Below are 12,415 nucleotides of genomic sequence, written 5' to 3' on the forward strand. Positions count from 1 at the left end.
GGCGATCCCGGAGGACGGGACGGCCGCCGACCCGGCATCATCGACGAGGTGCGGATCGGCTTGCTGGGCCCGCTGGAGGTCCGGAACGACGACGGTGCCGCGGTCGAGATCACCGGCGCCCGATTGCGGACGCTGCTGAGCGCCCTCGCGCTGGAGCCCGGCCGGGTCGTCTCGGCCGGGCGACTCGTCGACGCCGTCTGGGGGACGCGTCCGCCAGCCACGGCCAACGCGCTGCAGGCGCTCGTCTCGCGGCTCCGCCGCGCTGGGACGCGGCTCGACTCCACACCGTCCGGCTACCGGCTGCCCGAAGCGACCGTGGACGCGGCGCGCTTCGAGGAGTTGGTCACCGCAGCCAGGACGGCTCCGGACGAGGAGCGAGTCGTACTGCTGCGCGAGGCGCTCAACCTGTGGCGCGGCCCGGCACTCGGCGACGTCTCTGACGCGCAGTTCTTTCAGGGCCACATTGTGCGGCTGAATGAGCTGCGGCTTTCCGCCACCGAGGAGTACGCGGAAGCTGTGCTCCGGTTGGGGCACGGCGCGGATCTCGCCGAGGAGCTGTCGAAACAACTGGCCGAACATCCGCTGCGCGAACGGCTGGCCGCGGCGTTGATGCTCTCGCTGCAAGCCGCCGGGCGACCGGCCGAAGCGTTGCAGGTATTCGCGCGAACCCGGATGGCGCTGGCGGATGAACTCGGTGCCGACCCCGCCCCGGAACTGGCCGCCGCGCACACCAAAATCCTCCGCGAAACGGTGGCCGACGAGGACGAGGCGCGCACGAACCTGCGAGCCGGGCTGACCAGTTTCGTCGGCCGGAACACTGAGATCACCCGCGTGGCCAAGCTGATCGGCGAGTACCGGCTGACCACGCTGACCGGACCCGGCGGGGCCGGGAAGACCCGGCTGGCCACGGAAACCGGACGGCATCTGCTGTCCGAACGCAACGGCGTGTGGTTCGTCGAACTGGCCCCGCTCACCGACGGAGCGGACGTTCCGCAGGCCGTGCTCGACGCGCTGGGCCTGCGCGAGCAGATGTACCCCGGGACGCTCGCCAGCGGCACTCCGCGCGAGCGGGCGACAAGAGCGCTGCGCGATCGGGACGCGGTACTGGTGCTCGACAATTGCGAGCACGTCATCGAAGCCGCCGCGGAACTGGCCGACCACCTGCTCGGCGAATGCCCTCGGCTGCGCATTCTCGCGACCAGCCGGGAACCGTTGGCAGTGACCGGCGAAGCGCTCTGGCCAGTCGAACCGCTGACCCTACCTGCGGAGAACGCGACGCCCGTCGAAGCGATGTCGTGCGCTTCGGTGCGACTGCTGGCCGACCGCGCCGCTGCCGTCCGGCCGGGCTTCACCGTCGATGAGTCCACTGTGGACGACGTGGTGCGGATCTGCCGAGCGCTCGACGGAATGCCCCTCGCGGTCGAACTCGCCGCCGCCCGGTTGCGCTCGCTGACCGTGTCGCAACTGGCCGCCCGGCTCGACGACCGGTTCCGTCTGCTCACCGCGGGAAGCCGGACCGCGCTGCCGCGGCATCGCACGCTGCGCGCGGTGGTCGACTGGAGCTGGGACCTGCTGGAACCGGACGAACGGCAACTGCTGCGCCGGTTGTCGGTGTTCTCCGGCGGTGCGACCGCGGAGGCAGCGGAAGCGGTCTGCGGCGGTACGTCTGAGCTGCTCAGCGCATTAGTCGACAAATCGCTAATCGCCATTTCCGGGGACGCCGAGCCGCGCTACCGGATGCTCGAGACGATCAAGGCGTACGGCCTGGAACAGCTGGCTGTGGCCGACGAACGCGAGGAACTGCGCCAGGCGCACGCCGAGTGGTTCGCCCGGTTCGCCGAGACCGGCGACAAATACCTGCGCCGCGCCGAGCAGATCGAATGGCTGGCGCGCTTCGCCGCCGAACACGGCAACCTGATCTCGGCGGCACGCGGCGCGATCGCCGCTGGCGAGGCGACGACGGCGCTTCGGCTGGCGACGTCGTGCGCGTGGTTCTGGATGCTGACCGGGCACAAAACCGAGGCGCAGGAACTGACCGAGGCGGCCTTGGCGTTGTCCGGCGAGGTGGATCGCGAACTGCGCGCGATGGGGTACGCGATGGCCGCGTTGCTGCTGACCATCGGGATGACCTCCGAGACCTCCGCCGACGCCTTGGGCCGCAAAGCGCTCGAACTCAGCCGTGACAGCAAGAATTCCTTGCTGCGGTCCATCCTCCCGGTGTTCACGCAGACCGCGGACAGCGGCACGATTAAGTCCACATTGGACGAATTGCTGGCCGACGATGACCCGTGGTTGCGCGCGCATGCCCGGCTGCACCGGGCGCGGACGCAACTGAACCTCTGGCACGCCCCGGCCGCGCAGGAAGCCGACATCCGCGAGGCCGTCCGGCTGTTCCGGCTGTGCGGGGAACGCTGGGGAACGTCACTGGCGCTGAACAGCCTCGCCGATGTCGTCGGCCGTCGCGGCGAACTGGAGGAAGCCGTTTCGTGCTACGAGGAATCGATCCAGGTCGTCTCGGAGATCGGTTCAGCCGAAGACGTCTTGTTCGCCCGCGGACGGCAAGCGCACCTGTTCTGGCAACTCGGCGACGAGGCAGCGGCGTCGGCCGCGGTAACCGCCGCCGAACGCGACGCGCGGAGCGTGCCGTTCCCTGATTCGCTCGCGTTCCTGGCCCAGACGAAAGCGGACCTGGCCCGCTGGCGCGGCGATCTGGCGGAAGCGCGGCTGGAACTAAACCGCGCCGAAGCGCTGTTGAGCGAATCCGAGCCGCATCCGTTGTTCCGCGCGATGATCCAGCATTCGCACGCCTACCTGGACGCCCAAACCGGCGACCTGCCCGCAGCCCGGGACCGCCGCCGCGAAGCACTCGCCTTGGCCGCGGAAGCCGGTGAGGTGCTGTATCTGGCGATCATCCTCCTGGGCATCGCCGACCACGCCCTGCGCGTCAACCGCCCGGTCGCCGCCGCAGACTTGGTGGCCGCCGCACACCGCTTCCTCGGCGGCCCGCACCTGGCCCTGCCGGACGCGACCGCCGTCGCAGCCGCCGTCCAGGCCGAACCGTCAGGCACAGTCGACGACCCGATCGCCCTCGCTTACGACGTCCTCAGCTGATTTGGGCAGCCATCGCAACGCAAGCACCCCCAACCCCACGCAAAGCGCCGCCGCGACGCCCATCGCGACATGCAACCCACTCACCACAGCCTCCTTCTCAGCTGCGGCCCCCTCCGGCGCCAGCAACCGAAAAACGAACGCCGCCACCGAACCCAGCAACGCGATCCCCAGCGCATGACCGATCTCGTTGGCCGTCTCGCTGATCGCTCCCGCCGAACCGGCCCGATCCGCCGGGACCGCGCCGACCGCCGTGTCCGCTACCAGCGAGAACGAGATCCCGTAGCCGAAACCGGCGACCACGGTCGAGGCGACGAACCATCCGGCCCCGCCGGTCACCGTGGTCGCAAGCAGCAGCGCCAGCCCGAGCGCGATCGCGAAATGGCAGGTCACCAAGGCCGCCCGGCTCCCGATCCGCGCCGCGAGCGCCGGGGTGAGCACGCACGTCGCGGTCAGGGCGACCGCGCCCGGAAGCGCGAGCAGCGCGGCGTGGAGCACGGACAACCCCAGCACGGATTGGAGGTAGACCCCGGTCAGATACGCCGCCGCCGACCACGCGAACAGGGACAGCACCCCGGTGATCACCGCGACGGTGAACACCTTCTCGCGGAACAGACTCACGTCGAGGAGCGGATACTCCAACGTCCGCTGCCGCAGCACGAACCACGTCAGCACCCCGGCCCCGGCGACGCCAGCGAACGCGACCGGCCAAGAAGGACCGTAGGCGGCGAATTCCTTGACGGCGTAGACCGCCAGCAGCAACCCGCCCGCGGACAACGCGATGCTGAGCAGGTCGACCTTGCCCTGCCGGGTCGTCCTGGCCTCCCGCAGCACTACCGGCGCGGCCGCGAGGAAGACTGCGACGACCGGCAGATTGACCAGGAACACCGACCCCCAGCCGAATCGGCTCAGCAGCAGCCCGCCGAGGATCGGGCCGATCGCGAAACCCGCGGCGAACGTCGCGGCGAAGATCCCGATCGCCCTGGCCCGCCGCCGCGGCTCGGGGAACAGTTCGCTGAGCACCGCGAGCCCCGACGGCAACAGCGTCGCGCCGCCGAGCCCCATGAGCACGCGGCAGCCGATGAGCCATTCCGGCGTCGGCGCGAACGCGGCGCCCGCGGAACCCGCCCCGAAGACCGCGACGCCGATCATCAGCAGTTTCAGCCGCCCGTACCGGTCGCCGAGGTTGCCGAACGCGATGAGCAGCGAGCCGACCGCGAAGCCGTAGCTGTCGAGGATCCACAGGGCCTGGTCGGCGGTCGGGGCGAGGGCGCGGGTGATGGTCGGCATGGTCAGGAACAGGATCGAACCGTCCATCGAGACCAGCAGGACCGGTCCGAGCACCACGAGCAGTCCCAGCCAGGCGCGGCGAGTTTCCGTCATGCCCCCGATCCTCGGAACCCGCGGCCGCACTCGGCCAGCACCGGCGATGAGTACCCCTCGCAGGTGCAGGCACGGTTCTGCCTGGTTGCCTACGATCGAGATCATGCAGACTGAAACCCTCGGCGTGTTCCTCAAGACCCGCCGTGACCGCGTGACACCGGACGCCGCCGGGATGCGGACGTACGGCACGCTCCGCCGGGTGCCTGGTCTGCGCCGGGAGGAACTCGCCCAGCTCGCGGGCGTGAGCGCCGGCTACTACACGCGGCTGGAGCAGGACCAGTCCGGCACCGCGTCGCCGCAGGTGCTCGACGCGCTCGCGCGGGTGCTCAACCTCGACGAGACCGAGTCGAGCCACCTGCACAACCTCGCCCAGCGCTGCGGAGTCCCCCGGCTGGTGCGCCCCGCGCCGGAAACGCTGGACCCGCACGTCGCGACCCTGCTGCACGCGCTGAGCGACAGCGTCCCCGCAATCGTCCTCGGCCGCCGCGGCGACGTACTCGGCTGGAACCGCACCGGCCACCTCCTGCACGCCGAACACCTCGACTACGCCGCGCCGGACTCGCCCGAAACCCGCCCGTCGATCCCGCGGATGTTCTTCCTCGACCCGCTGCACCGCGACCTGTATCGCAACTGGGCGGAGCTCGCCCGCACCCATGTCGGCTACCTGCGCCTGATGTCCGGCAAGCACCCGACCGACGCCCGGCTCGCGGAGCTGATCGGCGAACTCGCCATGGGCAGCCCGGAATTCGCCGCGCTCTGGGCGACCGGCGACGTCGTCGACTGCACGAGCGGCCCGATGGACCTGCGCCACCCGACGCTCGGCACCGTGAACATCGACTACCAGGTCTGGCTCCAGCCCGACAGCCCCGACCACCAGCTGGAGGCGTACACCCCGCGCGACGCCGCTTCCCGGGACGCGTTGCGGCTGTTGGAGGTCGCTTCCCGCTAACCGGCCTGCCCAACGCCCTTCGTATGGCATCATCCGCCGGTGACCGGCGAGCGGAGCGACCCGCACTCCATCGGGGAGGAAGACCTCGAGGACTTCGACTCCTGGACCGCGCAAGCCGCGCTCGCCTCGCTCATCGACGAAACGCTCGGCTCCCCCGCGGTCACCCAGCTCCTCGCCCGCGAATCGCTGCGTACCGAAGTCGTGCGCGAAGAACTGTTCGCGAACGAGACCCTCCTCGCGAAGATCCGGACGCTCCAGGACCAGGTCATGGCCGAGGGCGACCGAGGGTTCCGTCCGCGAAACCGCGCGATGTCGCCGCGCGAGGCGAGCTGGCTGGTCGTCGCCGTGCTGCTCGGATTCGCCTACCTCAGCCTGATGACCGCCGCGTGGGCGCAGCTCCCCCTGTTCTTCCGGATCTTCGCCGGCCTGATGATGCCGTGCGTCCTGTTCGCCACCGGCGCGCTCGCGGTCCGCAAAGTCACCGCGTTGCGCGAATGGACCAACCCGGACGCCATGCAGTTCCACGAGGAGCAATTCGGCCTCGGACCACGCCGTTCGTTCGCCGCGCGCGAGATCGTGCTGCCCGAGGTCCGCGACGTCATTTCCGCGCACCGGCGGCTGCACTTCGGCACGACACTGGTTTTCGACCAGCAACACGACCTCGGCGAGGAGGACAGCAGCCGAATCGTGCCGACAGCGGCGGCGAAACGGCTCCGGCGCGTCCTCGAACGCGCGGGTTCCGGCGCGGTCGCGCTCGGCGGGCAGCGCGGGTCAGGCAAGACGACCGCGATCCGTTCCATGCAACGAGGTCTGTTGCACGGCAGCGAAAACCCGGCGCCACTGGTGGTGGTCGCCTCCGCACCGGCCACCTACGACGCCCGCGATTTCGTGCTGCACCTGCACAAACTGCTGTGCCAAGCCGTACTCGCGCGGATCCGGCAGACCTTGGGTCCAGAAACCGACTGGCGATGGTGGGCCCGCCGGTTCCGGCGCGGCTCGGTCGACCTCGTCGTCACGGCCGCACTCGGGTGGGCGATCGGCGGCCTGCTGTGGAACGGAGAATTCACACAGTTCCCCGCAGAACTCTGGCAAACGCTCACCAAACCGCTGCGACCGGACCCGCTAGGTCCATTATGGACACATCAGCCGGTGAGCAACCGGATCGCCCTCGTCGTAGTCGCTGTTCTCACATTCCGCTGGACGTCGAAGGCCGTCCCAGCGGGGGCCGAAGCGCTGGTGAACTTCCTGTGGCGGAAGTCATCAGCCGGACCGCGCGCCCTGCAAGCCGAAGCTCGCCGCCAGCTGCTCCGGATCCAGTACCTGCTGACCTACACCACCGGCTGGTCGGGAAAACTCGCCGTCCCGGCAGGCGGCGAACTGGGCCGCACCCGCACCACGCAACGGGCCGAACAGCAGCTGACCCATCCGGAGGTCGTCGACGAGTTCCGCGCGTTCGCCCAGCTGACCGCGGAGTCGTTGCGCGAGGAAGGGATCACCGACCGGGTCGTGGTCGCCATCGACGAGCTGGACAAGATCGGCGAACAGGACAAGGCCCAGCAGCTGGTGAACGACATCAAGGGCATCTTCGGGGTGCCCGGTTGCCTGTATTTCGTGGCGGTGTCCGACGACGCGGTCCTCAGCTTCGAGCAACGCGGCCTGGCCGTGCGCGATGCCTTCGACAGCGCGTTTTCCGAAGTGGTGCGCCTGGAATCGTTCACGCTCGACGAGAGCAGGCTGTGGATCGCGCAACGGCTGCCCGGCGTCCCGGAGCAGTTCTGCTATCTCGGCCACTGCCTCTCCGGCGGCCTGCCGCGCGACCTGCGCCGCACCACCATCGACATGGTGGACGTGACGACCGAACACTACGAGCCGTCGCTGTCGACCGTCACGAGCATCCTGGTCTGCACCGACCTGGCAGCCAAGTCGAGCGGCTTCATCGCGCAAGCCCGCGGGCTCCCGCAGACACCGGAGCTGGCGGAACTGTGGCCGAAACTGCTCCGCGTCCCCGACACCCGCGAAGCAGTGGAACTCGCCGAACTGGCCGCCTCGTTGCATGAAGGAGCAACACCCGACCTAGCCGACGCGGTCAACCGGCTGCGCCTGCACAGCAGCGCGTTCGTCCTCTTCTGCGCCACTGTTCTGGACATGTTCACCGACGCGCTCACCCAGTCCCGCCTGACGCCGAGCCTGCACGAACTGGCCATCGCCCGACGGCGACTCGCTCTAGACCCGCACCTCGCCTGGGCCGCCCTGAACGAGTTCCGCAAAGCACACGACCTGCCCTTGCCCAGCCGTGCATAACCACGGCTTCTGGATCACGGAAGAACCAGCTCTTGGACTTCTCGCCGCACGGCTTCTAGCGTTGCGCCCATGACCACCTACGTCCTCGTCCCCGGCGCCTGCCACGGCGGCTGGTGCTTCGACCGGCTCACCGGCCAACTGCGCGACCGCGGCCACCGCGTGCTCCCGCTGACGCTCACCGGCCTCAGCGAACGGCAGCACCTGCTGAACGGCGGGGTCAACCTCGAGACCCACATCGAGGACGTCGTGCGCGCGATGCAGGCCGAGCAGGTCGAACGCGCCGTGCTGGTCGGCCACAGCTACGGCGGGATGGTCATCACCGGTGCCGCCGACCGGGTGCCGGAACTGGTCGATTCACTGGTGTACCTCGACGCTTTCGTCCCGGAAAACGGCGACTCCTGCTGGACTTTGACCGATGACCGGCAGCGCGAGTGGTACCTGAGCGTCGGCGAGACCGGATACGCCGTGCCGCCGCTGCCGTTCTTCGACCCGCGTGCGTCGGCGCATCCGCTGGCGTCGCTGCTCCAGTCGATCCGGCTGGACGCCGACCTGAGCCGCTTCCGCCGCCGGGACTATGTGTACGCGACGATCTGGGACGGCGGGTCGCCGTTCGAGCCGACGTACCGGCGGCTTCTCGACGATCCACAGTGGAATGTCCACGCGCTGGACAGCAAGCACGACGTGATGCGCGACGCGCCCGAAGAGCTGCTGCGGATTCTTCTCGACGCGGCGGTCTAGGCCAACTCAGGAACCCGCTCCCCCACCGGCGGCGCACCAGGCGGCGTCCCGTCCCCGAACGGCCTCCCGCCCAGCTCCTCCCGCCCATGCGGCGTAAGCCACCCCGCGAGCTCCGGCCCCAGCGGCACCACCCCGGTCGGGTTCACGTTCCGGTGCACCACGTAGTAATGCTCCTTGATCTGCCCGAAATCGATCGTGTCCCCGAAACCGGGCGTCTGGAACAGATCCCGCGCGTACGCCCACAGCACCGGCAGCTCCGTGAGCTTCTGCCGGTTGCACTTGAAATGCCCGTGGTACACCGCGTCGAACCGGACCAGCGTCGTGAACAGGCGCACGTCCGCCTCGGTGATCGTGTCCCCCACCAGGTACCGCTGGCCGGCCAGCCGCTCGGAAAGCCAGTCCAGCCGGGAGAACAACGTGCGGTACGCCTCTTCGTAAGCCTCCTGCGACGTGGCGAAACCCGCTTTGTACACCCCGTTGTTCACGTCCCGGAACACCTTCTCCGCGACGTCCTCGATCTCGTCGCGCAGCCGCTGCGGGTACAGCTCCGGCGCGCCGTCCCGGTGGTAGGCGCCCCATTCCAGCGACAGGTCCACCGTCATCTGCTTGAAGTCGTTGGTCACGATCTGTCCACTCGGGACATCCACAATGGACGGCACGGTGATCCCGCGCGGATAGTCCGGGTACCGCGCGAAAAACGCCTCCTGCAGCCGTTCGATGCCGAGCACCGGGTCGCGGCCGCCGGGGTCGAGGTCGAAGGTCCAACTGCGCTCGTCGTGCGTCGGGCCGCACAGGCCCATCGACAGCACCTCTTCGAGACCCAGCAGCCTGCGCACGATCGACGCGCGGTTCGCCCACGGGCACGCTCGCGCGATCACCAGGCGATAGCGGCCCGGCTCCACCGGCCAGCCGTCGCGGCCGTCGGCGGTGACGCGGTCGGAGATGTAGTTCGTGTCGCGCTTGAACTCACCCTGGTCGGGCATCGGAAGCCTTTCGTCGGGGGCGGGTCTAGTCGTCCGGGCAGGCCGAACAGTCCGGCGGCTCCAGCGCGGCAGCCAGCCGGGCGAGGATCGGGCCCGCGGCGCGGACCTCCTCGGGCGAGAGGTGGTCGAACAGGAACGATCGCACGCGCTCGAGATGCCCGGGGTACGCGGCGGCGAGTTTCGCCCGCCCGAGTTCGGTGAGCGTCGCGTGCGCGGCCCGGCGGTCCTGCGGGCACTTCACCTTCCGCACCAGGCCGCGGCGCACCATCGCCTCCACGACCCGGCTGATCCGGCTCAGCGACAGCGCCGTGGACTCCGCCAGATCGGTGAGCCGCAGCCTGCCTTCGGCCGCTTCCGACAGCGACACGAGCACGCTGTAATCCGTCAGCGAGACGCCGTTGTCGTGCGCGAACTGGTCGTCGAGAGCCCTCGGCAGGACTGTGACGACACGCATCAGCGGACGCCACACTGCCTCCTCTTCGCTGGTCAGGGGGGTTCTGTTCACCACAGAGGGGGAGTATATCCGACACTTGCTCGCGCAATCAGTTATTGTGGGCTACAGTGCTAGTTGAACACTCAACCAAGGACCCGAAGGAACGGAACACATGACCAGCGCGACCACCTACGCCCACCTGACCGGCACCTACACGATCGACGGCTCGCACAGCCGGATCGGCTTCGTCGCCCGCCACGCCATGGTCACCAAGGTTCGCGGCTCCTTCAACGAGTTCGAGGGTTCGTTCACCCTGGACGGCGAGAACCCGGCGAACTCCAGCGCGAACATCACCATCCAGACCAAGAGCGTCGACACCCGCAACGCGGACCGCGACGGCCACCTGCGCGCCAACGACTTCCTGTCCTGCGAAGAGTTCCCGACCATCACCTTCACCTCCACCGGGATCACCCAGACCGGCGAGGACACCTTCGACGTGACCGGCGACCTGACCGTCAAGGACGTCACCAAGTCGGTCACCGTCCCGTTCGAGTTCGGCGGCTCCGCGAAGGACCCGTTCGGCAACGACCGCGTCGGCTTCGAGGGCTCCACCTCGATCAACCGCAGCGACTACAACGTGAAGTTCAACGCCGCGCTCGAGACCGGCGGCGTGCTGGTCTCGGACAAGATCACCCTCGAGTTCGAGATCTCCGCGATCAAGAACGCCTGAACGAACAGCCGGTGAAGGGTTCCGGAATCGGGACCCTTCACCGTGTCGCAGGGCAGTCGCGGGGTCTCAGACGTCGAGCGCGGTGCCGTAGAGCCGCTCGACCGGGAGCCGGATCACGACTCGCCGCTCGTCCACCTGCTGCTTCAGGAACGCCGCCGGGTCCTCGGGCCGCGCGGCCTCCGGAAGCATCGCGAGCAACTCCTGCCCCACCGCGTCGCCGGGGACCTCGGTGACTTCGGAAACCTCCGCCTGCCCCTCGGCAACAGCGAACGACCACACGTCGCCGCCCTGAACGTGCACCGTCGCCCGCGAGTTGCGGCGCAGATGGCCGACCTTGCTGCGGTCGGCAGTCGTGGAGAAACGCACCGTCCGGGTGTCGGGATCCCAGCTGTACAGCATTGTCGTCAGATGCGGCTGACCACTGCGTTTGATCGTCGCGAGCGTGCCGAACTGCTGCTGGCCGAGCAGGGCAGAGAGGGCTTCGTCAGACAGCTGCCGGGGTGCGGGTCCTTGACTCATGCCAGGCCCAACTCGCCGCCGGTCCGGCACATTTCCGCCAGCTACCCCTATTTCGGGGACCCCTATTTTTCAGGCGCGCAACCCGGCGATCCCCACTTCGAGCGCCGCCTCCAGATGCTCCGCCTCCCCGGTGGTCAGCAGCATCAACACCCCGCCCTGCACCCCCGCCAGCAGCGCCGACGCCGCCTGCTTCGGGTCCAGCCCAGGCCGGACCTCCCCCGCCGCGCGCAGGTTCTCGATCCCCGCGGTCAGTTCGCCGAGCCACCGCTGCATCAGCTGCGTCACCACCGCCTGCGCGCCCGGCGTGTTGCGGCCGATCTGCGACATCACCACGTTCAACGGACAGTGCCGGCCCTGCTCGGTGTAGTGCCCGAGCACCACCTTCTGCCACGTCCGGAAATCCTCCCAGGTGCGCAGCGTGCCGAGCGACGGCTGCTGCACCTCCAGCACCCGGCCCGCCTCCCAGCGCGCGACGGCCAGCAGCAGTTCTTCCTTGCCGTCCGGGAAGTAGTGGAACAGCTGGCTTTTGCTGGTCTTGGTCCGCGCGCGGACGTCGTCCAGCGTCGTCTCGAGCACGCCGCGCTCGCGGATCACGTCGGCCGCGCCCTCCACGATCCGTTGCCGCGTGGCCTCGCCCTTGCGCGTGAGCGTCATCGACTGCCTCCTGACTGGACCTGCTAGTCCACTCTAGAACGCAGCGCCTCCGTCGGACCAGGACGTCTGGCCGAAGTCCTCGTCGTCCACCGGCGCACGACGCGGTCGGGGCCGTTCAGGTTCCGGAGCTTCCGCGACCTCAGGCTCCGGCTCCTCCACGACAGCCTCAGCTTCCGGAGTCCCCTTCGGCCAAACGCAAGGCGACGTCGCACCCAAGTAGAGCTTCCCGAGCTCATTGGCCTGCAAAGACATGTCGAAGCCGTCCCGCTCATTGCGCGCGAAGACGTACTGGTCGGTGGGCCGCCGGTCGGTCAGGACGGTGAAGCCGTGTCCCTGCCACCACTTCACGACGGCCTCGAACTGCGTCTTGAAGGTGTCCGGTTCGAGGCCGGTCACCTCGTAGGTCGCGGAGATCTCGAATCGCCCAGCCGGACCGTTGTCGGTCGGGTCGGTGCATTCGGAACGGTTGCGGGAGAACAGTTCCCGCCCGGCGGGCGTGGGCAACGCGGAGAACGCGCCGCGCACGTAGTCCTCGACCTGGTCGCGGGCTTCGTTTTCGGTGATCGTGGGGTTCATGGCTGCACCTCCTGGGGAGCAGGCTACGAGAGGAACGGCGG

11 protein-coding genes are annotated in these 12,415 nt (G+C 69.0%); 5 read left to right on the top strand and 6 right to left on the bottom strand.

The window, feature by feature from the left end; all coding sequences use genetic code 11:
- Positions 1-48: 48 nt before the first annotated feature.
- Positions 49-3,111, top strand: a complete 3,063-nt coding sequence (locus tag ABZX37_RS39520; protein ID WP_354748524.1) for a BTAD domain-containing putative transcriptional regulator — start codon at positions 49-51, stop codon at positions 3,109-3,111.
- Here the strand turns inward: ABZX37_RS39520 and ABZX37_RS39525 are convergent.
- Positions 3,061-4,491, bottom strand: coding sequence for an MFS transporter (locus ABZX37_RS39525; protein WP_354748526.1), 1,431 nt, complete (start codon positions 4,489-4,491; stop codon positions 3,061-3,063). The genes ABZX37_RS39520 and ABZX37_RS39525 overlap by 51 nt on opposite strands.
- Positions 4,492-4,594: 103 nt before the next feature.
- Here ABZX37_RS39525 and ABZX37_RS39530 point away from each other — a divergent pair, with 103 nt between their 5' ends.
- The 3 genes from ABZX37_RS39530 (at position 4,595) to ABZX37_RS39540 (ending at position 8,479) form a co-directional block, all read left to right on the top strand.
- Complete coding sequence (locus ABZX37_RS39530; protein ID WP_354748528.1) at positions 4,595-5,440, top strand: helix-turn-helix transcriptional regulator; 846 nt, start codon at positions 4,595-4,597, stop codon at positions 5,438-5,440.
- Positions 5,441-5,479: 39 nt separating this feature from the next.
- Positions 5,480-7,741 (top strand): hypothetical protein, encoded by a 2,262-nt coding sequence (locus ABZX37_RS39535; RefSeq protein ID WP_354748530.1) that lies wholly within the window; start codon positions 5,480-5,482, stop codon positions 7,739-7,741.
- Positions 7,742-7,810: 69 nt separating this feature from the next.
- Positions 7,811-8,479, top strand: a complete 669-nt coding sequence (locus ABZX37_RS39540; protein WP_354748532.1) for an alpha/beta fold hydrolase — start codon at positions 7,811-7,813, stop codon at positions 8,477-8,479.
- On the opposite strand, the gene ABZX37_RS39545 is transcribed toward ABZX37_RS39540, so the two are convergent.
- Both ABZX37_RS39545 and ABZX37_RS39550 read right to left on the bottom strand, forming a co-directional pair.
- Positions 8,476-9,462 carry a glutathione S-transferase C-terminal domain-containing protein gene (locus ABZX37_RS39545; protein WP_354748534.1) on the bottom strand — a complete coding sequence of 329 codons (987 nt, stop codon included), beginning with the start codon at positions 9,460-9,462 and terminating at the stop codon, positions 8,476-8,478. The two genes, ABZX37_RS39540 and ABZX37_RS39545, sit on opposite strands and share 4 nt — an antisense overlap.
- Positions 9,463-9,487: 25 nt before the next feature.
- Positions 9,488-9,967, bottom strand: coding sequence for a MarR family transcriptional regulator (locus ABZX37_RS39550; protein ID WP_354748536.1), 480 nt, complete (start codon positions 9,965-9,967; stop codon positions 9,488-9,490).
- Between the two features lie 100 nt (positions 9,968-10,067).
- On the opposite strand from ABZX37_RS39550, the gene ABZX37_RS39555 reads away from it, so the two are divergent.
- The gene (locus tag ABZX37_RS39555; RefSeq protein ID WP_354748538.1) at positions 10,068-10,625 is read left to right on the top strand and encodes a YceI family protein; all 558 of its coding nucleotides are present in this window, start codon (positions 10,068-10,070) and stop codon (positions 10,623-10,625) included.
- A gap of 66 nt (positions 10,626-10,691) precedes the next feature.
- On the opposite strand, the gene ABZX37_RS39560 is transcribed toward ABZX37_RS39555, so the two are convergent.
- The 3 genes from ABZX37_RS39560 to ABZX37_RS39570 form a co-directional block, all read right to left on the bottom strand.
- Positions 10,692-11,144: a TIGR03618 family F420-dependent PPOX class oxidoreductase gene (locus tag ABZX37_RS39560; protein WP_354748540.1), complete on the bottom strand. Its 453-nt coding sequence runs from the start codon at positions 11,142-11,144 to the stop codon at positions 10,692-10,694.
- A 69-nt stretch (positions 11,145-11,213) separates the two neighbouring features.
- Positions 11,214-11,798: a TetR/AcrR family transcriptional regulator gene (locus ABZX37_RS39565; protein ID WP_354748542.1), complete on the bottom strand. Its 585-nt coding sequence runs from the start codon at positions 11,796-11,798 to the stop codon at positions 11,214-11,216.
- Positions 11,799-11,831: 33 nt separating this feature from the next.
- Complete coding sequence (locus ABZX37_RS39570; RefSeq protein ID WP_354748544.1) at positions 11,832-12,374, bottom strand: hypothetical protein; 543 nt, start codon at positions 12,372-12,374, stop codon at positions 11,832-11,834.
- Positions 12,375-12,415: the final 41 nt, after the last annotated feature.

The sequence above is a fragment of the Amycolatopsis sp. NPDC004079 genome (assembly GCF_040610415.1).
In the GTDB taxonomy this organism is placed as follows: domain Bacteria; phylum Actinomycetota; class Actinomycetes; order Mycobacteriales; family Pseudonocardiaceae; genus Amycolatopsis; species Amycolatopsis halotolerans.

What these genes read in the sequence shown, in the direction of transcription:
- ABZX37_RS39525 (WP_354748526.1), bottom strand. Translation starts at nt 4,491, where the DNA reads ATGACGGAAACTCGCCGCGCCTGGCTGGGACTGCTCGTGGTGCTCGGA.
- ABZX37_RS39530 (WP_354748528.1), top strand. Translation starts at nt 4,595, where the DNA reads ATGCAGACTGAAACCCTCGGCGTGTTCCTCAAGACCCGCCGTGACCGC.
- ABZX37_RS39540 (WP_354748532.1), top strand. Translation starts at nt 7,811, where the DNA reads ATGACCACCTACGTCCTCGTCCCCGGCGCCTGCCACGGCGGCTGGTGC.
- ABZX37_RS39545 (WP_354748534.1), bottom strand. Translation starts at nt 9,462, where the DNA reads ATGCCCGACCAGGGTGAGTTCAAGCGCGACACGAACTACATCTCCGAC.
- ABZX37_RS39555 (WP_354748538.1), top strand. Translation starts at nt 10,068, where the DNA reads ATGACCAGCGCGACCACCTACGCCCACCTGACCGGCACCTACACGATC.
- ABZX37_RS39560 (WP_354748540.1), bottom strand. Translation starts at nt 11,144, where the DNA reads ATGAGTCAAGGACCCGCACCCCGGCAGCTGTCTGACGAAGCCCTCTCT.
- ABZX37_RS39565 (WP_354748542.1), bottom strand. Translation starts at nt 11,798, where the DNA reads ATGACGCTCACGCGCAAGGGCGAGGCCACGCGGCAACGGATCGTGGAG.
- ABZX37_RS39570 (WP_354748544.1), bottom strand. Translation starts at nt 12,374, where the DNA reads ATGAACCCCACGATCACCGAAAACGAAGCCCGCGACCAGGTCGAGGAC.